The sequence below is a fragment of the Pseudomonas sp. S2_F03 genome, from assembly GCF_054668335.1.
In genome coordinates, this window is record NZ_CP162759.1 from 5,902,634 (window position 1) to 5,928,623 (window position 25,990).

A 25,990-nucleotide genomic window follows, 5' to 3' on the forward strand; every position below is an offset into this window, starting at 1 on the left:
CGCAGGCTTCGCCAGCTGCTACAGAAAGTGCGTTAGCCGTTTATTGATTCTGGCGCTGCGCTCGTAGCCGGTCGGCGGCCTGACGCAACAACTGTTCCGTGCCTTCCCAACCAAGACAGCCATCGGTGACCGAGACGCCATAGCGCAGCGATGGACTCAGGGGTTGGCAGCCTTCGAACAAATGGCTCTCGATCATCATGCCGATCAGCGACCGGTCGCCTTGCAGGCGTTGTTCGAGCACATCGTTGAACACCGCAGGTTGCCGCGCCGGGTCTTTTCCGCTGTTGGCATGGCTACAATCGACCATGATTCGCGCCGGGATCTTGAGCTGGGTCAAATCGCGGTTCACCTGGGTGACGCTGTCGCGAGCGTAGTTTGGCCCATGGTGTCCGCCGCGCAATACGAGGTGAGTGTCGGGGTTGCCGGGCGTCTGGATGATCGCGGGATGTCCCTGGCTATCGACGCCGAAATGGCGGTGCGGATGCGCAGCGGAGCGCATGGCGTCGCTGGCAACGGCCACGCCGCCGTCGGTGCCGTTTTTGAACCCGACGGGCATGCTCAGGCCGCTGGCCATTTCTCGATGGATCTGCGATTCAGTGGTGCGGGCACCAATCGCCACCCAGCTCAGCAAGTCGTCAAAGTAGCCGGCTGCCATGGGTTGCAGCAGTTCGGTTGCAATCGGCAAGCCGAGACGAAGCATTTCACGCATCAGTTCACGCGACAGCGTCAAACCGCCGGCCATGTCATCACTGCCATCGAGATGCGGGTCATAGGCCAGGCCTTTCCAGCCGACCGTGGTGCGAGGTTTTTCGACGTAGGCGCGCATCACCAGCAGCATTTCATCGCTGACATCGGTGGCGAGTCGGGCAAGATTGGCCGCGTATTCGAGGGCGGACTGCGGGTCATGGATCGAGCAAGGACCGACGATCACCAGCAAACGGGAATCTTCACCGTTGAGAATCGCGCGGACCGCATCGCGGTGGGCAGCGACTTGCCGGGTCAGGGCATTGCTGAGGGGCAATTGCTGTTTGAGTTGCAACGAGTTGGGCAGACGCAGGGTCAGCGCTTCGTTGGCAGGGCTCAAGGTGGACAGCGGCAGAGCAGAGACGGACGAGTTCATATTCAGGCTTCCTGGGCTGGCGGCGGGTTCGTTCCCGCGCGCTCGGCCCTACTGGGGTGTTCGACAATTGGCCGGATTGGCTTCGTGTGTGTGCTTGCCACCTGTAGGTGACCGATCGGAGGCGGCAGGCTGTCCCGAGCGGAGGCTGCTAAATCGCCAGGCGGAAAAACTGTCGTAACGGTAATAAGTGGCGTAGTTCATGTCGTGAATCCTCAAATTGTCTGGTGTGCTGCAAAAATGTTCGGGGCTGAAAAAACAAAACCCCCGGTCGGGAGGCCGACCGGGGGTTTGGAAAACTCTGGCGGCGACCCGTTTCAAAGTGGGCGCCGTGTGGGTATCAGGCGCGCCAGTGGCTAAACCAATACCCAAAATAAAAGCTGACCGAAGCACAGACGTCATTCACTCGCGCAGCCGCCACCGAGCGCAGGGCGCTGGTCGTTGCAAGCTGTGAGAGGGTGTTGAACATGGTCTGTCTCCGAAGAATGTGCCTGAGCTTACTAGAGGCCGGTGCGCGGTTTCAATCAGAAAATGCTATCGCTCACCGGCAGCGGTTTCTATCGCTTGAGCACGGGCCGCTTTATGACACACTTGGTTTTTTGCCCGCCCTCTAACGTCGCAAGGATGAAGCATGACGCCATTGACCATTGCCGCCGCACAATCGATTTCCGTCGCGGGTGATCTCGCCGCCAACATTGTTTGGCATCAACGTTTCATGCAGGTTGCCGCGGAGCAGGGCGTTCAGTTGCTGGTCTTTCCGGAACTGTCATTGACCGGCTATGAGCGGGGGTTGGCGGCCGATCTTGCGGTTGTACCTGATGCGAAAGAGCTGCAGCCATTGCGCGATTTCGCCCGCGAAGTCGGCGTAACCAGTGTCGTCGGAATGCCGATTCGACTGTCGGACGATTCGCCAGTCCTGATTGGTGCGCTGGTTTTGGGCGCTGATGGTTCGCTTGGGGTTTACAGCAAACAGCATCTGCACCCCGGCGAGGAAGTCGCGTTTGCGCCAGGCAATGGCGGATCGATGCTGAACATTGGTGGCGATACCGTCGCGTTGGCGGTGTGTGCGGATTTTTCTCACGCCAGTCACGCTGCCGCTGCTGCGCAGCAGGGTGCCGACCTTTATGCCGCCGGTGTGCTGATCACTGAAAGCGGCTATGCCCCGGACTCGGCGCTCCTGAAAGGCTACGCCGGCACTCATTCAATGACGGTGCTGATGGCAAACCATGGCGGTGCGACCGGAGGCTGGGAGTCAGCCGGACGCAGCGCAATCTGGGCGCCGGACGGTTCACTCATCGTGGCGGCGAGCAGTACCGGGAGCGTGATGGTGGTGGCTCGCCGTGATGCAGGCGGCTGGAAGGGCAGTGTCGTAGACGTTTCGGAGGCTTGAATGGCGTTCCAATGGCGTGCGGTCTTATCCGCGGATCTCGACTTCGCGCGTACGCTCACCTGCACCAACATGCTGCGCTATTACATTCAGTACGATCTGCTTTGGCTGGATGAAGCGTTTGATGTCGCTTGGGCGGGGCGTGAGAATCGCTTGATTGTGCGCGATGATGCCGTGCTGGGTTTTGTCAGCCTGAGTCGCGATGCGAGGGCCTTGTACATCCGCGAATTGCAGGTCCTTGAAGCGTTCCAGGGGCAGGGCGCGGGGGCCTGGGCAATCGATCAGGTATTCGATATTGCAGGCGAGGAACGACGCCCGGCCTTGCGCTTGACCGTTTTTGAAAATAATCCGGCAAAAAACTTTACGAGAGAAAAGGCCTGAAGGTGGTCGGTCAAGACGAGTGTTTCCTGAGAATGCAGCGGGATGTCGGCGGACTTCATCGCTGAAACACGCTGGCGACAAGCCTTTCATGACGTATTGATACTTTTTATATGACGCTTGCCGCTAGGTCTGCCCATTGCTTTTTGCTAAGGTGTCCGGCAACCCAATAAGACCATTTCGCGAGGTGTCTGCTTGATTAGGGTGCTAGTAGTCGATGACCATGATCTCGTTCGTACAGGCATTACACGAATGCTGGCTGACATCGATGGCCTGCAAGTGGTCGGCCAGGCTGAGTCAGGGGAAGAATCCCTGCTGAAAGCGCGTGAGCTGAAACCCGATGTGGTCTTGATGGACGTCAAGATGCCCGGCATTGGCGGTCTTGAAGCCACGCGCAAACTGTTGCGCAGTCATCCGGATATCAAAGTCGTCGCAGTCACCGTCTGTGAGGAAGATCCGTTTCCTACACGGTTGTTGCAGGCCGGTGCCGCAGGTTATCTGACCAAGGGTGCCGGGTTGCCGGAAATGGTCCAGGCCATTCGCCTGGTGTTTGCTGGCCAACGCTATATCAGCCCGCAAATTGCCCAGCAATTGGCGATCAAATCTTTCCAGCCGACCAATGATTCGCCCTTTGACGCATTGTCCGAGCGCGAAATCCAGATCGCGCTGATGATTGTCGGCTGTCAGAAGGTACAGATCATTTCCGACAAGCTTTGCCTGTCGCCCAAAACGGTCAACACCTACCGTTACCGCATTTTCGAGAAGCTATCGATCAGCAGTGATGTGGAGTTGACGCTGTTGGCGGTTCGTCACGGCATGGTCGATGCCAGCCTCTGACAATGACTGAAGTCTTCGATCCCAGCGCCTTTCTGTCGACGGTCAGTGGGCGTCCCGGTGTGTATCGCATGTTCGACAGCGATGCGCGCCTGTTGTATGTCGGCAAAGCCAAGAACCTGAAAAATCGCCTGTCGAGCTACTTCCGAAAATCCGGTCTGGCGCCCAAGACCGCAGCGCTGGTGGCGCGCATCGCCCAGGTCGAAACCACCATCACCGCCAATGAAACTGAAGCCCTGCTGCTTGAGCAGACGCTGATCAAGGAATGGCGGCCGCCGTATAACATCCTGCTGCGCGATGACAAATCGTACCCTTACGTCTTTCTTTCGGATGGCCAGTTCCCTCGCTTGAGCATCCATCGCGGTGCGAAAAAAGCCAAGGGCAAGTATTTTGGTCCGTACCCGAGCGCCGGAGCGATTCGTGAAAGCCTGAGTCTTTTGCAAAAGACCTTCTTTGTCCGTCAGTGCGAAGACAGCTATTTCAAAAACCGCACGCGTCCTTGCCTGCAATACCAGATCAAACGTTGCAAGGCGCCGTGCGTAGGGCTGGTGGAGCCTGAGGTGTACGCCGAAGACGTTCGCCACTCGGTGATGTTCCTTGAAGGCCGCAGCAATGCGCTGACTGACGAATTGTCCGCGGGCATGGAAGAGGCGGCGATCAACCTTGAGTTCGAGCGGGCCGCCGAGTTGCGCGACCAGATATCGTTGCTGCGTCGGGTTCAGGACCAGCAAAGCATGGAAGGCGGCACCGGCGATATCGATGTGATCGCGGCGTTCGTAAACCCAGGTGGTGCTTGCGTCCACCTGATCAGCGTTCGCGGCGGCCGGGTACTGGGCAGCAAGAACTTTTTCCCGCAAACCGGTATCGACGAAGACGTATCCGAAGTCATGGCTGCCTTTCTCGGCCAATACTTCATCACCAGCCCCGAGCGCGACTTGCCGAGTGAATTGATCGTCAACGTGGTTCATGAAGATTTCCCGACGCTGATCGAAGCCATCGAAGCGCTGCGCGGTCGCGAACTGACCATCAGCCATCGGGTGCGTGGCACACGAGCACGCTGGCAGCAATTGGCGGTCACCAATGCCGAGCAGGCATTGGGCGCACGCCTGGCTAACCGTCAGCATGTCGCCGAACGTTTCGATGCCTTGGCCGAGGTATTGAAGCTGGACGAACCGCCGCAGCGTCTGGAGTGCTACGACATCAGCCATTCCAGTGGTGAAGCCACCGTGGCGTCTTGCGTGGTGTTTGGTCCGGAAGGTCCGATCAAGTCGGACTATCGCCGCTACAACATCGAAGGCGTGACGGCAGGTGATGACTATGCCGCGATGCATCAGGCCTTGACCCGTCGCTTCAGCAAGCTGAAGGACGGGGAGGGCAAGCTGCCGGACATATTGTTAGTGGACGGTGGCAAAGGCCAGCTGTCGATGGCCCGTGATGTACTCAATGAACTGGCGGTGCCGGACCTGATCCTGTTGGGCGTGGCCAAAGGGGCGACGCGCAAGGCCGGTTTCGAAACCCTGTACCTCAACGATGCGGCCCACGAATTCACCTTGCGCGGCGATTCCCCCGCGCTGCATTTGATCCAGCAAATACGTGACGAAGCTCACCGATTCGCCATTACCGGGCACCGCGCCCGTCGTGGGAAAACCCGCCGCACGTCCACGCTTGAGGGCGTTGCCGGTGTCGGACCAACTAGACGTCGCGATTTATTGAAACATTTTGGTGGATTGCAGGAGCTGTCTCGTGCCAGCATCGAAGAGATCGCCAAAGCACCCGGGATCAGTAAAAAGCTCGCAGAGTTGATTTATGCAAATCTGCACAGCGAGTAGAATGCCAACTCACCTCGTAGCCAGTTGTGCCGATGAATATCCCTAATCTGATTACCGTTCTACGCGTCCTGCTCATCCCGATCTTCATTTTACTGTTCTACCTGCCTTACCAATGGAGCTACGTGGCTTCCGCCTCGGTGTTCGCATTTGCCGCCGCCACAGACTGGCTGGACGGTTATCTGGCTCGACGCCTGGAACAAAGCACTCCGTTCGGGGCGTTCCTTGATCCCGTGGCTGACAAGCTGATGGTCGCCGTCGCGCTGGTCTTGTTGGTGCAGGAACACGGCAACCTGTGGCTCACGCTGCCGGCCGCCGTGATCATCGGTCGTGAGATTGTCGTCTCGGCCTTGCGCGAATGGATGGCTGAACTCGGCGCCCGCGCGCATGTCGCGGTGTCGAACCTGGGTAAATGGAAAACCGCCGCGCAGATGCTTGCGCTGGTGATCCTGCTGGCCAATCCGTCAGATTTTTCCTTCTGGGTCTTGATCGGTTATGCCTTGTTGATGGTATCCGCGGGCCTGACATTGTGGTCGATGGTCCAGTACTTGCGGGCTGCCTGGCCGCATCTGAAGACTGACGTTGAAAAGAAATAAAACTTTTTTGAATCAAGGGGTTGACGGGGCTTCTGATTTCTATAGAATGCGCCACACCAAGACGCGGGAATAGCTCAGTTGGTAGAGCACGACCTTGCCAAGGTCGGGGTCGCGAGTTCGAGTCTCGTTTCCCGCTCCAAGATTCACAAAAACGCCACTCAATAGAGTGGCGTTTTTTGTTTGTGCGTTTTTTGTCGTCCTGCCGGCTGGTTCTTCGGGTTGAAGGACTGATGTCGGCCCCTTCCGTGCACTTTTATAAAGCCGTAGCGCCTGTCGCTGCACTATGCGAAGGCAAGTACCGGATGTATATCGGTGCTCATTGAGCGGCTTTAAGCCTGAAAAGCAGGCCTGAAGCACCCTGCGCGAAAAGTGGCACAAACGCTGCAAGACACCCTGCAGGCCCACCGTGAATACAGTCGAGTGGGCAGCCCCCTCGGTCAACGACGATCGAATCGCGGGCAACATCGGTGGATCAGGCATAGACGTCTGGTATCAACACCGCAAAAGAACAGGCAAAGACGCCTGGAACCGAAAGGTTTCAGGCGTTTTTTTTTGCTTTTTGAATCGTCTAGCCGGGTGCTTCTTATGAATTCCAATGTTGCCGCGTTGAACAAATTGCAAACGCTGATCGTGATTGGCAATGGCATGGTCGGACACCATTGTGTTGAACAGTTGATCGAGCGGGGTGCGCTTGAGCAGTACCGGCTGCACGTCTTCAGTGAGGAGCCGATGCGCGCCTACGACCGCGTGCACCTTTCCGAGTACTTCTCCGGCCGCGATGCCGAGTCGCTGGCCCTCGGTGACGCCTCGCTGTACCAGACGCCGGGTGTGACGCTGCATCTGGGTGTGCCGGTGCTGGAAATCGACCGCGACCGCCGCCAGGTGATCACCGCGCAAGGGTGTGTTGCTTACGACAAATTGATCCTGGCCACCGGGTCTTATCCATTCGTGCCGCCCATCGAGGGCGCTGAAGGCGATTCGCGCCTGGTGTATCGAACCCTGGAAGACCTCGACGCGATCCGTGCTGCCGCTGTCAATGCGCGACGTGGTGTCGTGGTGGGTGGTGGTCTGTTGGGGCTCGAAGCCGCCAATGCCCTGAAGAGCCTGGGTCTGGAAGCGCATGTTGTTGAGTTCGCCCCGCGCTTGATGCCGGTGCAGTTGGACGAAATGGGTGGGCTTGCACTGAAGTCGCAGATCGAGCGGCTTGGCGTCGGTGTGCACCTGTCGCGCGGCACTCAATCGATCAGCGCGGGCGAGGATTACCGCTATCGCATGAATTTCGCCAACGACGAATTTCTTGAGGCCGACCTGATCGTGTTCTCGGCGGGTATCCGCGCACAAGATGCGCTCGCCCGTCAGTGCATGCTCGACATCGGTCCGCGTGGTGGCGTGGTCATTGATGACGAATGCCTGAGTAGCGACCCGAATATTTACGCGATCGGCGAGTGCGCGTCCTGGAATGGCAGCCTTTTCGGACTGGTCGCCCCGGGCTACCAAATGGCGCGCAGCGTCGCGGCGCGTTTGTGTGACCAAGTAGCTGAGCCGTTCATGGGCGCCGACATGTCGACCAAGCTCAAGTTGCTGGGTGTTGATGTCGGCTCCATCGGCGACGCTCACGGCAACACACCCGGCGCGCGCAGCTATCAGTTCATCGACGAAACCACGGCCAGCTACCGTCGATTGGTCGTGGATGCTTCGGGCAAGCACGTACTCGGTGCCGTGTTGGTCGGTGATAACAGCTATTACGACACGCTGCTGCAATACATGCAGAACGCCATTGCCTTGCCGGCGGAACCCGCCAGCCTGATTCTGCCGTCGTCCGAAGGGGCGCCGACCCTGGGGCCGGGCGCGTTGCCTGAATCGGCCACAGTCTGTTCCTGCCATAACGTCACCAAGGGTTCCATTTGTTCGGCCATCGACGGTGGCTGCACTGACCTCGGTTTGCTCAAGTCGCAAACCAAAGCGTGCACCGGTTGCGGTGGGTGCGCCGGTTTGCTCAAGCAAGTTTTCGAACATGAGTTGATTGCCCGAGGCGTCAGTGTCGATAAAAGCCTGTGCGAACACTTCGCCTATACGCGTCAGGAGCTGTATGCGCTGGTGCGCGTAGAAGGGGTGATCACTTTCGAAGAGCTGCTGGCCAAGCATGGTCGTGGCCACACGGGTTGCGATGTCTGCAAGCCGGCCGTGGGCTCGATCCTCGCGTCGTGCTGGAACCAGCCGATCATGGACGCCTCGCTGGTGCCGTTGCAGGACACCAACGACACCTTCATGGCCAACATGCAGAAAAACGGCACCTATTCAGTCGTGCCGCGCATTCCCGGTGGCGAAATCACGGCGGACAAATTGATCGCGATTGGGGTGGTGGCGAAAAAATATGACCTCTACACCAAAATCACCGGCGGCCAGCGGATCGACCTGTTCGGTGCTCAATTGCATCAATTGCCGGATATCTGGGGCGAGCTGATCGAGGCCGGATTCGAGACCGGGCATGCCTATGGCAAATCGACCCGGACGGTGAAGTCGTGTGTCGGCAGTACCTGGTGCCGTTATGGCGTGCAAGACAGCGTGAAAATGGCCCTGATGATCGAGGACCGCTACAAGGGTCTGCGCTCACCACACAAGCTCAAATTCGCGGTATCGGGTTGCACCCGCGAGTGCGCCGAGGCCCAGAGCAAAGACGTGGGCGTGATCGCCACTGAAAAAGGCTGGAACCTCTATATCGCCGGCAACGGCGGTATGCGCCCACGGCATGCCGAGCTGTTCGCCACCGACCTCGACGATGCGACCCTGGTCCGCTACATCGACCGCTTCCTGATGTTCTACATCCGCACCGCCGACAAACTGCAGCGTACCTCGGTGTGGCGCGAAAGCCTGGAGGGCGGCCTCGATTACCTCAAGGACGTGATCATCAACGACAGCCTCGGGCTTGGCGCCGAGCTCGAATCGCAGATGCAACTGGTGGTCGATCGCTACGAATGCGAGTGGGCCAATGCGCTCAAGGACCCGGAAAAAATCAAACGATTCCGTACCTTCGTCAACGATAAACGCCCCGACCCGGATATCCATTTTGTCCAGGAGCGTGGTCAGCGGCGCCCGATCATGGCCGCCGAACTCAACCTTATCCCGGTTACCGAGGAGATTGCATGATGAGCGCACCCACTACCCAACGCATTGATTCCCTGGCCAGCGCCGATGTCTGGCAAACGGTGTGCGAGCACCAGGACCTGGTGAGCAATTCCGGCGTCGTCGTATGGCTCGACGGCGCGCAAGTGGCGCTGTTCTACCTGCCGACGGCACACGGCAAGACCCTGTACGCCATCGACAACCATGATCCGCAGTCCGGGGCGAACGTCATCGGCCGTGGATTGGTCGGCAGCATCAAGGGCGATCTGGTCGTTGCTTCGCCGATCTACAAGCAACATTTCCGTCTGGAGGACGGCAGTTGCCTGGAGTACCCGCAACAGCGTCTGCGTGTCTGGCCAGTGCGGTTGAATGGCGACGTGGTCGAAGTCGGCGTGGCCTGAGGGATATCAACCTGTTTGCGCAACAGTATCGGAGGCATTGATGAAAACAGCCGCACAGCTACTGAAACTGAAAGTCGTACAAAACCAGCACGTGCATAGCATTGCACCTGATCAGATGGTGCTGGACGCGTTGAAGCTGATGTCCGAGAAAAACGTCGGCGCGCTGCCCGTCATCGAAGACGGGCAGGTGGTTGGCGTAATCAGCGAGCGCGACTATGCCCGCAAGGTGGTTTTGCAGGGCCGTTCCTCAGTCGGTACACCTGTGCGCGACATCATGAGCGCCCCGGTCGTGACCGCCGACAGCCAACAGAGTGTGGAGCGTTGCATGACGGTCATGACCGACAGTCATCTGCGCCATCTGCCGGTAGTGGAGGGCGGCGAGTTGATCGGTTTGTTGTCGATCGGTGATCTGGTGAAAGAAGCCATTGTCGAGCAAGCGGAACTGATTCGGCAGTTGGAACACTACATTCGCGGGCACTAAACAGACCAGGCGAGGCAGAACAGCAGGGCGCCGCCTCGTCGAAACAGTCAGAGTGCCAGATAAAATTTTTTTTGAAATCAAGGGGTTGCCAGTCCTTGGAAATCAGTACATAATTCACGCCATCGAAAGCACTGACCGCTGAAAAAGCTCAATGTTTTCAAGGAGTTAGATCTAGAATCAAATTCCAAGTTTGTACGCGTTTGGTGTTGTGCTACATGACATCAGATGCTTGAGGCCGAGTAGCAAAATGGTTATGCAGTGGATTGCAAATCCACCTACGCCGGTTCGATTCCGACCTCGGCCTCCACTTTAAACAAGCTCCGTAGATCGATGATTTACGGAGCTTTTTTTATTTGCGCTGTCCCGCAAGATTTAGTCTTGAAATGGGCATTTGCGAACTTGCTTCACGGGGGTGGGATGTATATATTTCCACCTCTGCTGCACGAGCGTCAGAACTGCCAGGTCGTTACTGGCCAGCTTTCAGATCGCTTGACCGCGCTACCGCCCGAATGGCGAAACTGGTAGACGCATGGGACTTAAAATCCCCCGCTCGTAAGGGCGTGCCGGTTCGATTCCGGCTTCGGGCACCATGAATATCAAGGGCTTGCGTGAGAAATCTCATGCAAGCCCTTATTTTTGCTCCGCAAAAACCAATCTCTACTCCGCAATTCGCTACAGCTGGTCATTTCGTAGGAGTGACCTTCATGCCTTTGTGCATCCGAATGTACTGTTCGGTCATGCCCACAGTGGTATGCCCAGGTTGATCTCGTGCTACGCGTATATTCCCTGTCAATTCCTCCTTGTCCGTCGCCGTCTTTGCCCGTAAGTCGCGCATCTGAAAGTCAGCTTTCGGAATGCTGGCGTCCTCCCGTGCATCATCAAATCGTTTCCTGAGCATTCCGGTCGTCATCGGCTGACCGTTTTCCATGACGACTGTAATCAGCAAAACAGAGTTTATGGCACGGAGTGGCGGGGCTAAATCAGGGGCATAACGCTACGGTACTCATTACTCCGCAGCGAGCGCGGCGTGCCCCCTCACCGGTTGGGTGTCAGCGTCCATCTGGCGCCCCACCTTGAACCATGCGGCGTACAACGCCGGGACGAAGAAGATCGTCAGTAGCGTTGCCACGGTAAGGCCGCCCATGATCGCAATTGCCATCGGCCCCCAAAACACACTGCGCGTCAGCGGGATCATTGCAAGTACGGTGGCCAGCGCCGTCAGCATCACCGGTCGGGCCCGGTAAATGGCCGCATCCAGCACAGCATTCCACGGGTCGCTCCCCCCGGCGATCTCGATTTGTACCTGATCGATCAGGATCACCGCGTTCCGCATGATCATGCCACCCAGAGCGATGATGCCCAGGATCGCGACGAAGCCCAGCGGTGACTGAAACACCAGCAGCGCGGGTACAACACCGATCAGGCCCAGCGGTGCAGTCAGCATCACCATCCACATGCGGGAAAAGTTCTGCAATTGCAGCATGAGTAACAGCAGGATGGTGATCAGCATCAGCGGTGCCACCGCGAGTAGCGCCTTGTTGGCCTTGTCGCTTTCCTCAACCGCTCCACCTGTGTCGATGCGGTAGCCCGACGGCAGTTTCGCTTCGATGCCCTTAAGCAGTGGCTGGATTTCCTGCGTCACCGATACACCTTGCTCTCCATCCTTCACGTCGGCACGCACAGTGATCGCCATGTCGCGATTGCGGCGCCACAGTACCGGTTCTTCCAGTTCAGAACGCACCTGTGCGACTTGCGACAGAGGCACCACTGTGCCCTGGCGTGTGTAAAGGTTGATGTTTTTCAGTGTGTCGAGATTCAAGCGTTCCTCTGGCACGGCACGGGCCACGATGTCGATCAGGTCCTCGCGCTCACGCAGCTGTGACAGGTGTGCGCCGTTCATCACGGTCTGGGTCGCCAGCGACACGTCGGCCGGCGTGAGGCCCAGCGCGCTCGCCTTGTCCTGATCAAGTTCCACCTTCATCGTGCGCACAGGGTCGTTCCAGTCGAGCTGGAGGTCGCGCACCTTCGGGTTGGACGCAACTACCTTCTCCACGTCGCGGGCGATCTGGCGCACCACCTGGGTATCGGGGCCTACCACGCGGAATTGCACCGGGTAGCCGACAGGTGGCCCCAACTCGAGCCGGGTCACGCGCACCCACGCCTGCGGGAATTGTTGGTCGGCCGAGGCCACCAGCCGCGCACGTACCCGCTCGCGTGCATCCAGATCCTTGGTCATCACAACGAACTGGGCAAAGCCCGGGTTCGGCAGCTCGGGGTTGAGCGAGAGATAGAAGCGCGGCGCGCCAGCGCCGGTGTAGGCAGTATAGAAACGCACGTCCTCGTCCTTCGCCAGGATCTCCTCCATGTGCTTGACCTGCTCAGTCGTTGCGGCGAACGAGGCGCCTTCCTTGACGCGTAAATCAATGACCAGCTCAGGGCGCGAACTGTTGGGGAAGAATTGCTGCGGCACCAACTTGATGCAAGCCAAGGCAAGCACCAGTGCGCCCACCGTCGCACCGATGACCACCCAGCGGCGCTCGATGGCGGCGTCGATCAGGCGGCGCAGGCAGCGGTAGAACTTGGTGTCGTGCGGATCAGCGTGCTGGTGCGTGCCCAAGTCGTTGGGCAGCATCTTGACAGCCAGGTACGGTGTGAAGATGCCGGAACAGATCCACGAGAACAGCACCGCGGCACCGACGATCCAGAAAATGCCGCCCGCGTACTCGCCGGTGGTGGACTTCGAGAGGCCGATTGGCAGGAAGCCCACGACGGTGATGAGTGCGCCGGTCAGGCGCGGCATGGCGGTGGACTGATAGGAGAAGGCGGCCGCTTTCACGCGGTCCATGCCGGTTTCCATCTTCGCCACCATCATCTCGATGGCGATGATGGCGTCATCCACCAGCAGTCCCAACGCGATAATCAGTGACCCGAGCGAGATGCGTTCGAGGTTCCAGCCCATCGCCAGCATCACCAGCGCCACACCGCCCAGCACCAGCGGCACCGTGGCCGCGACCACGAGGCCGGCACGCCAGCCCAGGCTGGCCAGGCTCACCGCGATCACGATGATCAGCGCCTCGGCCAACGCGCGCCCGAAGTCCAGGATTGCATCTTTCACCGTGGTGGGCTGGTCCGCCACCAGCTCCAGTTCCACGCCGTGCGGAAGTTCTGACTGGATCTTGGCGACGGCCGTGTCCATCGCCTTGCCAAGGTCGACGATGTTGCCATCGCTGGTCATGGTGATACCGAGCATCAGCACAGGTTGGCCGTTGTGGCGGACCGTGTAGGTCGGCGGATCTTCGAAGCCACGTGTAACGGTCGCGATGTCGCCGAGCTTGATCAGCCGGCCGCCCGCGGAGATGGGCACGTTGCGGATAGCCTCATCGCTGGTGAACTGGCCACTCACGCGCACCATGACGCGGTCGCCGCGGGTATCAATCTGGCCAGCGGGCAACATCGCGTTCTGGCTCTTGAGGCTTTCGGCGATGGCGAGCGGTGTGATGCCCAGCGCTGCGAGGCGCTCGTGCGAGAACTCGACGTAGATACGCTTGGCCTGCTTGCCGATGACATCGATCTTCTTGACCATCGGCACCTTCAGCATCTGGCGCTTGATGTCCTCGGCCGCGTCCGTCAGGTCGGCGTGGCCGACGCCGTCGCCATTGACTGCGTACATCAGGCCATACACGTCGCCGTACTCGTCGTTCAGGATCGGGCCGATCACGCCGTCAGGCATCTCCAGGCTCAGGTCGTTGAGTTTCTTGCGCGCCTGGTACCAGGCCTCGCGCTGGTCAGCCTTGGAAGTGCCGCCGCGCACGGTGAGTGTCATGCCCGCGTAGCCTTGCCGCGCGTAGGTGACCACCTTCTCGAAGTTGTCGATCTGCTCGAATTTTTTCTCCATGCGGTTGAGGACCTGGTCCTGCAACTGCTGGGCGGTAGCGCCCGGCCAGATGACCATGGCGGTCATGGAGGGTACGGAAAAATTTGGATCTTCGAGCTGGCCGAGGCGGGTGAAGCTGAACGCGCCAGCCGCAGCGACAATGAGGAGCATGAACAGAACGATGGCGCGATGGCGCAGCGCCCAGTCGGTGAGGTTGAAATTGTTCATCGGGCGGCCTGCTGCGTGGTGTTCGTGTCAACAATCGCCGTGCCGGGAAGCGCGACCCTCAGTCCGGATGCCATCTTCTGCACCCCGGCGGTGACGACCAATGCGCCGGCCTGTGGCCCGGAGACGAGCACTTCATCGTTGCGATAGCCCAATACCGCCACAGGCACCAGCTCGACAGTGCCCAGCGGATTCTTGCCCTCGGGCGTGACCACCCACAGCGATGGCTGGCCACCGCTTTGCGTCAGTGCCGTGGCGGGCACCGCCGCGACCGAGACACTGGTCATCTCGCGCTCGGCCATGACCGTGGCCGTGGCGCCCAGCGGCAGCGCCTGCACCGGCTTGAGCCGGGCGCGATAGGTGCGCGTCTGCGTGGCGGCCTGCGGCGACAGCTCGCGCAGGGTGACATCGAAGGTCTCGTTCGGCGCGCTGGCCAGCGAGGCTTTGAAGTGCGCCTCCTTGAAGGTGGACAGCTGATCTTCGGGCACATCGATGACGATCTCGGATTCGTCCGGATTCGCCACCGAGATCACTGGCTGACCCTCCGCCACGACCTGTCCCGCTTCGATGCGTACCGCCGTGACTACGCCGCTACGGGAGGCGCGCAGTACGGTGTACTTGAGTCGGTTACGTGCGAGTTCAAGCTTTCGCGCCTCGGCCTCGGCAGTGGCGCGCGTGGTCTGGGCGTTGGTGTGCGCACGCTCATCGTCAGCCGCGCTGACTGAGCCATCAGCCTTCAGGGCCGTCAGGCGCTGGCGATCCGATTCCGCCTGACGCGTCTGCTCCACGGCAGCCGCCCACTGCTGTTGCGAGGCTTCCTCCGCGAGGCGGTAGTCGCTGTCGTCCAGCACAGCCAATATGTCACCTTCGTGCACCAACTGACCGACATCAACCTTGCGTTGGGCCACCTTGCCGCCGACCCGAAAGGACTGCTCGACTTCGTGCCGCGACTGCACGGTGCCCACGTAGCGACTGACGTCGCGGGCATTGTCGTAGTTGATTTCAACGGTACGTACCGCTCTGGGGGCCTGCACGGACGGCTGATCCGGGCTGCACGCGCAAAGCATCACGGCGACGGCCAGGGCGCCGACCGCAGTAAGGGAATTCTTCAAGACGGTTCCTCTTTGGAAAACGACAAAAACTCAGGAAAGTGGTGGTCGGTCGGTTTTAGCGGACGCGGACGCGGTCGGGTTGGCAGGGTGTTCGAACACCTGCCAGCCCCCACCCAGTGCTTTGTAAAGCTGCACGCTGTCGAGCAGCAGTCGGGTGTTGCTTTCGTTGGCACTCAGGCGTGCAGTCAGGCGCGCACGCTGCGAATCCAGCAGGGGCAACAGGTCGATCTGCCCGCGGGTGTAGAGCGACTGAGCGCGATTCTGTGCCGTCTCCGCAGACGCGGCGGCCAGTTGCAGTGACCCGGAACGGCGACGTTCCTGCGCCAGCGTGACCAGGGCGTTTTCCACATCTTCGAGCGCCCGCACGATGCCGTCTTCGGCGCGCAACAGCGCTTCTTGCTGAGCACTTTCAGCCGCATCGTTGATTGCTTGTGTGCGCCCCGCATTGAAGAGCGGCATCGCCAGCAGGCCCGCGACGTTGGTGAAGCGCGCAGCGCCGAGATCGGCGCCGTTCAGGTTGAGACCCTGGCGGCCGAAGGACGCGCCGAGGAAGAGTTGCGGGAACCACTCCGCTTTCGCTTGCTGGCGACGGGCATTGGCGGCGTCGAGTTGTGCCATCAGCGCCAGTACGTCAGGTCGGCGTTGCAGCAACTCGGCGGGCTGCCCGGGCTTGGCCTCGGGTACGTCGGCCAGGTCTGCGCCCGGAGGCTGGATGTTTGTGGTGTTGAAAGACTGGTCGGCGATCAGCACCGCGATACGGTGACGAGCTACCGCCACTTGGGTTTCCAGCGGCGGAATCTGCGCCCGCGCCGACAAGGCGTCGGTTTGTGCACGCTCGACGTCGAAGGCGGATGCCAGCCCCACCTGTTGACGCGCGGAGACCAGACGCAGCGTCTCATCCTGCATGGCCGAAATTGCGCGGAGCGTCGCGACCTGGCGCTGTGCTCCGACCAGTGTGAAATAGTTGCTGACGACATCGCTCATCACCAGCAGGCGTACGCCTCGCATGCTGTGTTCGGCGGCCAGTGCATCGGCGTCTGCCGCCGCCGCACCGGCTCGCAGCCGGCCGCTCAGGTCGATTTCCCACGAGACATCCAGACCCGCACTGGCGGTCCTGGTATCCGGATAGCCCTGTTTTACCGCCGAGTTGAAGCCGCTGCTGCGGTCGCTGCCGGAGACCGATGCACCGACACTCGGGAGCAGCCAGGATTGGCTGACCGTTTCTCCGGCTCGCGCTGCACGCAAGCGTTCGGCGGCCATCTTGACGTCGCGGTTCTCACGCGCGGCGCGGCGCACCAGATCCGACAGTAAGGGGTCGTGGTAGACCTCCCACCACGCCGCCTCGGGCTCCATTTCGGAGGCCGTACTCGCGGCGAAGTGGCTCGGCACGTCTACCGATGGCTTGACGACCGGCGTGGAGCAACCGGAAAGGGCGAGGGCGATCGAAGTGACAAGGGTTGCCGCCATGGCGAACCCAGTCGAGCATGGGGTCCGTTGCAAGGTTATCCCACCGGTATGGCGAGGCAGCGGAGGGAGGGTGGAAAGTCGCAGCATTAGAAATGGACTCGTGTAGTTCGAGGTGGCGTCAGCGTAGGGGCCTCTGTGCGCGAAGTAGTCAGCGAAACGTCGCCGTTCGGTCGCCATGCACACGTGATGTCGATGGCGGAACGGTCATTCGCCGTCCCTTTCTATCGCCTGTTCACGGTCTGCTGACGCCAGTTCAGAGCCAATTGACTCCAGCAACTCTTCGGCGGACGAGAACTCGCGCTGACGCCCGGTGACCAGGTTCTCGAGGCGCCCCATCAAGGCCTTCGGTCCGGCATCACTGCGCAATTTGACGACGTAGGAGCGTCGGCTCGGGTATTTGGATTCAGGGTTAAGGCTCATCGCAGACCTGGGGATCGAGAAAGTTCGATGCCAGCGTAAGCCGCCTCTTGGGAGGAGTCGTAAGCGAAAGGTCAGGGTTTGGTCGGATAACGTCTGTCTGCCACAACAGTCGTCACCTATCGTTCCCCAAACTGACTCATGACGCTACAGGGATCTCTTTTCGAACATTGAATTTCGACGGATCATGGCGTTGAGGCCCGTTCATTCACACGGCATTACCAGGAGCATCAGGGAATGAATTTTTTGATTTCATCCGATCAGTTCCAGATGTTGTCTGGTCTGGCTTGTTAGCGTCGGGTCTGACACTCGGGGTGTTCTTATTTCCAACAGGAGCAATAAATCGCGGTTGGAAATGCAACTTAATCATGATGCGACCATAAAGTCTCAAGAGCGTACCGCGTCGCTAAGGCGAGATGTTTACCTGGATGCGGCGAAAAAAATGCCGAAAGCGTTGAGTTCATTAATCGAGCCTTCCGATAGGGATGAGTCATTCACCGTTAGCCCTGGTTTAAGCGATTTCTTTTCCGTTGCCGCGCAGATTCAGCTAGTGGCGGAGCCTGTGACGGCATCGTTAGTCGGTGAGCTGGTATCAAAATATAACGATCTTTTGATGAAGTCCGCCTTCAGTAGAGCGGTACTTGGTAAGGCTATCAGTGACAGAAATGGCTGGAGAAGAAAGTGCGAACGCGCAGTTTCTGAGTCCGAGCGAGTGCTGCTTGAGCTCAATAGGTTGAAAGAAGTGCCACCTACAGATTCGAAAATGATTGACGCGGTGATGGGGTCTTATGAACGTTATTTTAACGAGTCGGAAGAGGCAAGGCTGGCGCTGAACGGTGCTGAAACACGGGTGAGAGTAGAGCGTCTTAATTTGCTGAAGCGCTTGTTGCCAAACGTCAAGGACATTGCTGAGTTTCAGGTTTCAGTTCTCATTGGTATCCGGAACGATCTGGGTTTGACTTCGAATGTTGAATTATTGGAGCTTCAAGCTAAAAAAGAATTAACGATTATGGAGAATACAATTAATTCTTTAGAGGAATTGGTTGATCTGTATAGCGGTGACAAATTTTAGGGCCTGAAAATAATGAGGCCGCGCGCACGTTTTACCAATTCAGTCCCATGCGTTTCGGGCAATTGGTCAATCAGCCTCACCAATGCCTGGTGATCTTCAGTGGTAGCGTCGTGTTGCTCACACAGCTCGACCCTTGCGAGCAGCTCCAGCCACGATGCTTCCTGGGCGCGTGCCTCCTCAATCGCACGCCGCACCGCCACGCTGCTGGCATCCGGTCGACCCTGAACTCGCGCGATCGCGGCCTCCAGCAGCAACAGCTGCGGCAGGTATACGCGTTCGCCCAGTTCCTCTCCCACCCGGAAGGCTTCCTGCAATTCAACGTGCGCTGCGTCGTAATCGCCTGCCAGTAGCAGCGCTTCGGCGGCGTAGCCGAGTACTTCGCTGGCACCGGAGCGCATGCCGAGTCCGGTATGTTCCTCGTACGCCTCGCGGATATTTCGGTAGCCGTCGCGGGGTGCACCGTTGCGTGCGTCGGCCCAGCCGCGCCACCAGCGGCAAGCCGTGCGCCCGAGTGCGAGGGAATTTTCATCGACGAGCTTCTGCATGTCGTCAGCCAACACTGTTACACGCACAGGGTTTCCCAGTCGTACCTCGATCAACACCTCCTGCCATGCAGCGACCAGCCATGTCATGGGTTGTCGAAGCGCATGTGCGCGGGTTCGTGCCCGCTGCATATGGGTTCGTCCTTGCTCAATCAGGCCAGAACGCACCAGCTCGATGGCCAGCATACCGTGCAGCATGACCTGGGGATCCGCTGCAAAGATCTCGTTGGTCCCGATGTCCAGCGGCTCGGCGATCGCGAGGGCGCGCTCTAACCAGCGGCGAGTCGTTTTCGTACGACCCTGGAGGTGATGCACCTCGCCCTGAACGATGCATGCTGCCAGCATGAGCACTTGATCGTTTGCGTTCCGGGACAGCGCTTCAGCACGCACTGCCACTTCCAAAGCCTGCGAATAATCGCCGCGCAAACCGAGCAGATAGCCGAATCCGTGCAGAAGGCGCCCGCGCATAGGGTGCTCGGGTACATCCGCTAGCAGTGTGTACGCACGTTCGAAAGCCCCCTTGGTTTCGCTGCCGACACCGAACATGTGGAAGGCCGAAACCCCCTGCAACGTGGCCAAGGTAATTTCGAGCGTATCGCGCTCCACCCCTTTGGGTGCATGCATAAGCAGGATCAGGGCGCGCTCAGTGAGGCCGATGCACAAGTCCGGGCTGAAGTGCTGTAGCGCGGCTTCTGCGGCCTCGGCGTAGTAGCGCAGCGCGATCATCGGCAGCCGAGCACGGTCGAAGTGCATCGCCAGTTCCGAGGCCGCAACCGACACACCGGCCGAGCGCTCGCGTTCGAGGGCAGTGCCCACCTGGCCATGGAGATCGATGCGCAACGAACGCGGCGTGCGGTCATACAGCACTTGGCGAAACAGGGCGTGCCGGAACGAGTAAGGAGGCTCTACCGCCTCGTCAACATCGGGAGCCCGCGAATGTGAGAGCCATACCTGCTCACGCATCAGTTCTTCACAGGCGCCGATCACTGAAGAGAGATTGCGCCCCAGGGCTAGCGAAACCGTCTCAACCCGGAAGTCGGCCCCGCACACCGCAGCCGCCGAAAGGAGTGCACGTTGCTCCGGACCCAGCTTGGCGATGTAGTGATCAATGATGGCGGCCAGGTTGTCGGGAACCGCCAGATCCGTCAGTCGAGCTTCGATGGTGGTTTCGTCTTCTTTTGCATCCATCACTTCACTGATGATCGAGGAAACGAACAACGGCACGCCGTCGGTCCGTTCGTGCAGGGCGCGCACGAAGGCTTCATCGCGTGCCAGTGAGGCTGAACGCAGCGCCACATAGTCGGCGACCTCGGTTTCCGAAAAGGGTCGAGCACCACTTCCTCGCACAAGCGTTGCAGTCGCAGTTCGTGTCGCAATGAGCTGAGCGGATGGTCGAGCGCCACCACTTCGGCAAGGCGGAAGCTCGACAGCCACATGAGCCGGGCGGGGCCTCGTCGTCGCGCCATGTAGTTGATGAGCTGGACCGTCGCCCGGTCGCTCCAGTGCAGGTCTTCGGTGACCAGCAAGAGAGGGCGCAGCTCTGTGTAGCGGTCCAATAGTTCACCGAATTCCCTCAGCATGCGCTCCGGGCCGACACCGGCCAGCTCGCGCCGCAATGCGTCTCGCTCCTGCGTGCTACTCAACCACGGCAATTGCAGCAGCCAGGTGGGTGCCACATCGCGCAACAACGCCGGCAGGCTCGGGTCGTTGCGGCACAGATCGGCTAATGCCTCCAGCACCGGCAGGTATGGCTCGCCGGTGCCGAAGTGCTCCATGCAATGGCCGCGTGCGCAGGCGATGCCGCCAAGGCCGGCGAGGAAATGTTCGATCAATGTGGTTTTGCCGATCCCCGGTTCTCCAGCAAGCCAGACCACGGCACGCTGGCCAACACCGGCTCGCTCCCACGCCCGCTTCAGCCTCGAGGCCTCGTCAATGCGACCGATGAATGGCGGAAACGGATGTGTGTCGGTCGCCGTAACTGCCATGGAAGTAGGCGGTATCGAAGCAGCAGGGGGCGATACGGCGATGAAGCGATAGCCACGCCGCGACACCGTCTCGATAAAACGAGGGTGCTTGGGGTCATCGCGCAACACTTTGCGCAGATCGCTGATGGCCGTTTTCAGGACAGAATCGCTGACAAACCGATGCCCCCACACGGCATCCAGCAAGGCGTCTTTGGATACCAACGACCCCGGCTGGCGGGCGAGCACGCATAACAACAGAAAGGGGGTCGGCGCCAACGCCACCGCTTGCCCATCACGCAACAGGCAAGCGTTAGTCTCGTTGAGTTCGAACTCGCCAAAGTCAAGCAGGGCGAAGGGGACGGATGGGGCTGCGGACGCGCCACGGTTGATTCCTAAAGACTTGAAACAGGGTAGTGCGTTGAAGTTTCGCACGGGATTCAACGTTGAAAAAAATGTTCCTGCCGTCCTGGTCCATTGCTGACATGACAACGCTGATCGGCTCTGAAGCCAAGCGTCGTCGGTCGGAAACTGGCACACGTGCAACTTCACGCCACGCGCCTTAACGCGGCCACTGACGCCTTTATCTCAGCTCGTCCGGTCGGTCACATTACGGTTTTTCAATGATCTCAAAAAATAATGACAAAAACATCAATATTGAAATATCTCTCAATATTGCATACCTTGAGTCTGCCTGACGATGAGACCTGCGCGCCTCACGACTTCAATCACAACAAGGGCTCGAAATGAACAACAACAAGAAAGATTCCGAATTGCCTCCCTCTGCCGTTGACGTGCTGGTCGTCGGATACGGTCCGGTTGGTGCAACAATCGCGGCGCTGCTCGGCCGCTACGGGGTTACGACCCTGGTGCTGGATAAGCTCCATGAAATCGTACTGATGCCTCGTGCCATTGCCCTGGACAACGAGGCGCTACGCATCCTGCAACTCGCAGGTTTGTCGGAAGACGCTTTCGAGAAGATCGTCATCCCTGAAGTGAAGATGCACTCACCGGTACTCGGGCAATTCGGTCGGGCCAATACCGAGGGGTGTATCGACGGCCATCCCAAGCTTGTGACGTTCTATCAACCCGACCTCGAACGAGCGATGCGTGGCCAGGTTTCCCGGCTGAAATCAGTGACCAGCCTGGGTGGTTTCGAGCTGGAGAGTCTGGTCGAAGAAGCGCAGGGCGTGGTCGCCACCGTACGGGATCAAAATGGGCACTCGCATACTGTCCGCGCCCAGTACCTGATCGGTGCGGACGGCGCCAGTTCCAGGGTCAGAGCGCTGATTGGTCAGGAGTTCGAAGGACAGACCTATGCGGAGGATTGGCTGATTGTCGACGTCAAGAACCGGCATAAGTCAGCGATTGATCACATTGAGTTTCTCTGTAATCCGCTGCGCCCAACGCCGCACATGCCGGCACCCGGCGGCAGGGAGCGTTGGGAGTTCATGCTGCAATCCGGCGAGTCCCGGGAAGAGCTGGAAAGCCCGGAAAGCATAGCCCGGCTGATCGCGCCATGGATCAACCCGCAGGAACTGGAAATCGAGCGCAAGGCGGTGTATCGATTCCACGCGCGGTGCTGCAACAGATTCAGCCAGGGGCGCGTTTTTCTCGCCGGCGACGCCGCGCACATCACGCCCCCTTTTGTCGGGCAAGGTCTCGTCGCGGGACTTCGGGATGGCTCCAACCTTGCCTGGAAACTGGCTTGGGTCCTTCGCGGCCATGCCACGCCTGCAATACTTGAGACCTATGACGTAGAACGCCGTCCCCACGCCCAGGCGATGATCAATCTGGCGAAACTCATGGGGCGCCTGGTGATGCCCAAGAACAAGATCGCCGCATTCTTTATCCACGGCCTGATGCGTACGCTGGCGTTGACTCCCGCTACCAGGAGGTACTTCGAACAGTTGGACATCAAGCCGAAGAACACCTTCAAGCACGGCCTGTTCGTACAGCATCGCCGGGGCGATAAACTGGTGCGTGGCAGCTTGTTTCCCAGGCCTGGATACGCAACCTGAAAAAGCAGATCAAACTGAGTGACGATGCGCTTGGAGACAACCTGACCCTGGTTGGATTCGGTGTTGACCCGTTGTCACTGCTGACCCCTGAACAGATCGTTTCCTGGGAAAAAATGGGAGGTCACTTTTTAGAGGTCAGAGCTCGCGGCCAACGCTCCGGCGGCAGCTGTGACTTCATCGAAGACATGAACCATGAGATCCTGCCGCTGGCTGCCAAGGGAACGCTCGTCGCGGTTCGCCCCGACCGTATCATCATGCACCACGCCCCTGGCGCAGAGGCAGGCAATCTCCTTCAGGAATGCAGGCGCTTGCTGGCCGGCAAAGACGCCACTCCGGACAGCGTTTCCATTACCATCAACCAGCCCATTAGATTGCGAGCTTGATAATGCATTCCCCCACTCTTCCTTTAGAATCTGACGCGCCAGAACCTCTAACGAGAGGTCACAAGAAACGTGAGCGCACCCGTCGCGGTCTCGTGGACGCGGCATTACGCCTTATTGCACGTAAGGAAGTGGGGGAGATCGCATTGCTCGAGGTCGCCGCGGAAGCAGCGGTATCCAACGGCACCATCTACAATTATTTTCGAACTCGCGACGAGGTATTGGAGGCGGTGGGCATCGCCATGGCCGCCGAGTTCTCCGATGCCATTTCCGCAATGAGCAGGGACGTGCACTGCGGCGCACAGAGGCTTTCGATCGGCGTGCGCATGTTTGTATGCCGGGCGGCGGCCGACCAGCAATGGGCGAATGCGTTGCTGCGCATCATCCATTTCGACCAGGCAATGCGCTCGCGTCTGGCTGACCATGTACTGGGCGATCTGCGTGAGGGACAGCGAGCGGGCACGTTTGCTTACGAGGACGAAGGTGTCGCTCTGGATATTGTCTTGTCGTGCACAACCGGAGCCATGCGCTCGGTTGTCGAGGGGCGGGCGGTGGCTGAGCACGATCTGCGGGTTGCCGAAATGGTTCTCCAGGCTCTGGGCGTCACGCCTGCCAGAGCCAGGAAGATTGCCGGCAAGCCGCTACCGGTCTGAACGGATGTCATCCTTTTGCCAGGCTTGATCAATCCATCGCCGATAGCTCTTCGCCTGGCGACGAGCCTTCAACTGATTGCCGATCAACGCCATGAGTGGCGACGTCTCGGGGTTTGTCCGTTTTCCTTGGCTCAGCAAGCCGAGTTGCTTCTTGATCACCGAGGCCACGGCAAGTGACGCCAACGTCTTGTTCTTCCATCGGACGAGGATGGGCTCCACTTTAATGTCGCGACCCGCCATCCACTGTTTCGGCAGGGCTGGCTCGATTGCCAACGCAGTAGCAAGTCCGACCATCGACACCGAGCCGCTCACCACTCGCTCGGCGACCTCCTTTCTACGCACGCCGCCGGTGACCATCAGCGGCATGCACGCTATTTCTCCTATTTTCTCCGCGAACTCAAGAAAATAGGCTTCTCGCGCCAAGCGGCTGCCATCGCGGGTCTGTCCCTGCATGGCCGGGCTTTCGTAGCTGCCACCCGACAATTCGACCAGGTCGACCGCCTTCTCGTTAAGCATTTCCACCACGCGAGCCGCGTCCTCGGCATTGAACCCGCCACGCTGAAAATCCGCGGAGTTGAGCTTCACCGCGACGCAAAAGATCGGTGCCACTCGCTGACGTATTGCGTCGATGGTTTTCAATAGAATTTGCGCGCGGTTTTCCAGGCTACCGCCCCAGCGGTCTTCGCGCCGATTGGTCAAGGGCGAAAGGAATTGGCTGAACAGGTAGCCATGCGCTGCATGAATCTCCACGCCGGTGAATCCGGCGCGCTCGGCCAGCACCGCCGCTTGGGTATAGCGCTCGATCAGTTCTTCGATCTCCTGCTCCTCTAAAGCCCTGGGCGGCACAAACGCTTTTGAAAGTCCGGGGATATCGACCGCCACTGCGGAAGGCCCCCTTGCCGATTGCCCCATTGAAGCCAACAGCTGCCGTCCGGGATGATTGATTTGCATCCAGGCGTGGGCCCCACGGCTGCGGCAAGCCTCGGCCCAAAGCTTGAATTTGCCCAGGTTCCGATCATCCTCAAGCACTACACCAGCGGGGCCGGTCAAGGCGTGACGGTCAACCATGACGTTGCCGGTGATGATCAGACCGGCACCACCCTCCGCCCAACTCCGATAGAGCTTGACCAGCGCTTCCCCCTGGAGCGTGATCCTCATTGGCAAGGTTCTCCTCCATGGCAGCCTTGGCGATCCGGTTTGGAATCACCGTGCCGTTGGGCAATCGAAGCGGTTTGAAGAGATTTGAGCCGGTCATGTTCTGTCCTTCAGCTGATAAAGAGTCAGTCAACATAATTGAACATGCGTGTTCAGTTGTGTCAATGTGCAGCACTTTTTCTGACCCGGCATCATCGATCAAGACAATCGGATTATTTAGGTTTAAGCCCATTATTCAGACAGAGAAACCAACATGCTAAAAAATATGGTTGACGTAAAATGAACACGAGTGTTCAATCAACCCATAAGGTAATCCTGGAGAGAGAACCGTGGAATCCCTGAATCCAACACAACGCCGCATTCATCAAGCCGCCTTTCGCCTGTTCGCTGAAAAAGGCACCTCACAAGTGAATATTCTCGACCTCGCACAAGAGGCCGGCGTGGCGCGCGGAACGGTCTATAGCAACATCGACAGCATGGAAAGCCTGTTCGAGGCGGTTGCCAGTCATCTCGCGAGGGAGATGCATGAACGCGTCAACAAGAGCTTCAATTCCCTCACGGATCCTGCTCATCGCCTGGCCAATGGCATTCGATTCTTCATTCGCCGAGCGCACGAAGACTCCCAGTGGGGCGCGTTCATCCATAAATTTGCCATGAGCAATTCTGCGTTGCGCGAAATGTTCAGCAGCCAGGCGACCAGGGATCTCCTGAGCGGGCTTACCACTGGGCGCTACACGTTTGCGCAGGAGCAATTGCTCTCGGTACTGACGCTGATATCGAGCAGCGTACTCGGCTCGATTTTCCTGGTACTGGAAGGTCACCGGACGTGGCGCGAGGCGGGCTCTGATACCGCCGAGCTGGTACTGCGGGCATTGGGTGTGCCGTCAGAGGAGGCGCGTGCGTTGGCGACCATGGAGTTGCCGGCACTTTCATCTCTCGACTAAATCCGTAACTGACTTGACTGGATA

General features: G+C 59.2%; 16 protein-coding genes, 3 tRNA genes and 5 pseudogenes. 15 read left to right on the forward strand and 9 right to left on the reverse strand.

From position 1 onward, the window contains the following. Positions 1-40: 40 nt before the first annotated feature. Both AB4N76_RS27795 and AB4N76_RS27800 read right to left on the reverse strand, forming a co-directional pair. A complete protein-coding gene (locus AB4N76_RS27795) occupies positions 41-1,120 on the reverse strand; it encodes a 3-deoxy-7-phosphoheptulonate synthase (protein ID WP_460163818.1) in 1,080 nt (359 codons plus the stop codon). A gap of 337 nt (positions 1,121-1,457) precedes the next feature. Then, a complete protein-coding gene (locus AB4N76_RS27800; protein WP_256577122.1) occupies positions 1,458-1,586 on the reverse strand; it encodes a hypothetical protein in 129 nt (42 codons plus the stop codon). A 162-nt stretch (positions 1,587-1,748) separates the two neighbouring features. Here AB4N76_RS27800 and AB4N76_RS27805 point away from each other — a divergent pair, with 162 nt between their 5' ends. The 11 genes and pseudogenes from AB4N76_RS27805 (at position 1,749) to AB4N76_RS27855 (ending at position 10,733) form a co-directional block, all read left to right on the forward strand. Beyond that, a complete protein-coding gene (locus AB4N76_RS27805; RefSeq protein ID WP_046027419.1) occupies positions 1,749-2,507 on the forward strand; it encodes a carbon-nitrogen hydrolase family protein in 759 nt (252 codons plus the stop codon). Next, positions 2,508-2,950 (forward strand): annotated as a pseudogene (locus AB4N76_RS27810) (GNAT family N-acetyltransferase). A gap of 127 nt (positions 2,951-3,077) precedes the next feature. Then, positions 3,078-3,719: a response regulator transcription factor GacA gene (gene gacA / locus AB4N76_RS27815; RefSeq protein WP_008015884.1), complete on the forward strand. Its 642-nt coding sequence runs from the start codon at positions 3,078-3,080 to the stop codon at positions 3,717-3,719. Between the two features lie 2 nt (positions 3,720-3,721). Further along, on the forward strand, positions 3,722-5,545 hold the full coding sequence (gene uvrC / locus AB4N76_RS27820; protein ID WP_046027417.1) for an excinuclease ABC subunit UvrC: 1,824 nt from the start codon (positions 3,722-3,724) through the stop codon (positions 5,543-5,545). A gap of 32 nt (positions 5,546-5,577) precedes the next feature. Then, a complete protein-coding gene (gene pgsA, locus AB4N76_RS27825) occupies positions 5,578-6,138 on the forward strand; it encodes a CDP-diacylglycerol--glycerol-3-phosphate 3-phosphatidyltransferase (protein ID WP_046027416.1) in 561 nt (186 codons plus the stop codon). Between the two features lie 63 nt (positions 6,139-6,201). Beyond that, positions 6,202-6,277: transfer RNA gene (locus AB4N76_RS27830), tRNA-Gly, on the forward strand. A gap of 446 nt (positions 6,278-6,723) precedes the next feature. After that, on the forward strand, positions 6,724-9,285 hold the full coding sequence (gene nirB / locus AB4N76_RS27835; protein ID WP_077430230.1) for a nitrite reductase large subunit NirB: 2,562 nt from the start codon (positions 6,724-6,726) through the stop codon (positions 9,283-9,285). Then, positions 9,285-9,662, forward strand: coding sequence for a nitrite reductase small subunit NirD (nirD, locus tag AB4N76_RS27840; protein WP_046027414.1), 378 nt, complete (start codon positions 9,285-9,287; stop codon positions 9,660-9,662). Before nirB ends, nirD begins: the two co-directional genes overlap by 1 nt. Positions 9,663-9,702: 40 nt before the next feature. Continuing rightward, complete coding sequence (locus AB4N76_RS27845; protein WP_046027413.1) at positions 9,703-10,143, forward strand: CBS domain-containing protein; 441 nt, start codon at positions 9,703-9,705, stop codon at positions 10,141-10,143. A 233-nt stretch (positions 10,144-10,376) separates the two neighbouring features. Continuing rightward, positions 10,377-10,450, forward strand: a tRNA-Cys gene (locus AB4N76_RS27850). Between the two features lie 196 nt (positions 10,451-10,646). Then, positions 10,647-10,733, forward strand: a tRNA-Leu gene (locus tag AB4N76_RS27855). Between the two features lie 92 nt (positions 10,734-10,825). Here AB4N76_RS27855 and AB4N76_RS27860 read toward each other — a convergent pair. The 5 genes and pseudogenes from AB4N76_RS27860 to AB4N76_RS27880 form a co-directional block, all read right to left on the reverse strand. Further along, positions 10,826-11,077: pseudogene (locus AB4N76_RS27860) on the reverse strand (site-specific integrase); the annotation flags it as partial. A 72-nt stretch (positions 11,078-11,149) separates the two neighbouring features. Next, positions 11,150-14,245, reverse strand: coding sequence for an efflux RND transporter permease subunit (locus tag AB4N76_RS27865; protein WP_460163819.1), 3,096 nt, complete (start codon positions 14,243-14,245; stop codon positions 11,150-11,152). Further along, positions 14,242-15,354, reverse strand: coding sequence for an efflux RND transporter periplasmic adaptor subunit (locus AB4N76_RS27870; protein ID WP_460163820.1), 1,113 nt, complete (start codon positions 15,352-15,354; stop codon positions 14,242-14,244). Before AB4N76_RS27870 ends, AB4N76_RS27865 begins: the two co-directional genes overlap by 4 nt. A gap of 30 nt (positions 15,355-15,384) precedes the next feature. Next, positions 15,385-16,908 (reverse strand): TolC family protein, encoded by a 1,524-nt coding sequence (locus AB4N76_RS27875; protein WP_077430227.1) that lies wholly within the window; start codon positions 16,906-16,908, stop codon positions 15,385-15,387. A gap of 117 nt (positions 16,909-17,025) precedes the next feature. After that, positions 17,026-17,241, reverse strand: a complete 216-nt coding sequence (locus tag AB4N76_RS27880; protein ID WP_460163821.1) for a hypothetical protein — start codon at positions 17,239-17,241, stop codon at positions 17,026-17,028. 352 nt (positions 17,242-17,593) lie between these two features. Between AB4N76_RS27880 and AB4N76_RS27885 the strand changes: the two genes are divergently transcribed. Next, positions 17,594-18,310, forward strand: a complete 717-nt coding sequence (locus AB4N76_RS27885) for a hypothetical protein (protein WP_460163822.1) — start codon at positions 17,594-17,596, stop codon at positions 18,308-18,310. Here the strand turns inward: AB4N76_RS27885 and AB4N76_RS27890 are convergent. Further along, positions 18,307-21,199: pseudogene (locus tag AB4N76_RS27890) on the reverse strand (ATP-binding protein). The gene AB4N76_RS27885 and the pseudogene AB4N76_RS27890 sit on opposite strands and share 4 nt — an antisense overlap. A gap of 360 nt (positions 21,200-21,559) precedes the next feature. Here AB4N76_RS27890 and mhpA point away from each other — a divergent pair. Together mhpA and AB4N76_RS27900 are read left to right on the forward strand one after the other, a co-directional pair. Beyond that, positions 21,560-23,217 (forward strand): annotated as a pseudogene (gene mhpA, locus AB4N76_RS27895) (bifunctional 3-(3-hydroxy-phenyl)propionate/3-hydroxycinnamic acid hydroxylase MhpA). A 2-nt stretch (positions 23,218-23,219) separates the two neighbouring features. Next, positions 23,220-23,867: a TetR/AcrR family transcriptional regulator gene (locus tag AB4N76_RS27900; RefSeq protein ID WP_046027405.1), complete on the forward strand. Its 648-nt coding sequence runs from the start codon at positions 23,220-23,222 to the stop codon at positions 23,865-23,867. Here AB4N76_RS27900 and AB4N76_RS27905 read toward each other — a convergent pair. After that, positions 23,856-25,122, reverse strand: a pseudogene (locus AB4N76_RS27905) (NADH:flavin oxidoreductase/NADH oxidase family protein). The gene AB4N76_RS27900 and the pseudogene AB4N76_RS27905 overlap by 12 nt on opposite strands. Before the next feature lie 229 nt (positions 25,123-25,351). Between AB4N76_RS27905 and AB4N76_RS27910 the strand changes: the two are divergent. Next, complete coding sequence (locus tag AB4N76_RS27910) at positions 25,352-25,966, forward strand: TetR/AcrR family transcriptional regulator (RefSeq protein WP_046027403.1); 615 nt, start codon at positions 25,352-25,354, stop codon at positions 25,964-25,966. Positions 25,967-25,990: the final 24 nt, after the last annotated feature.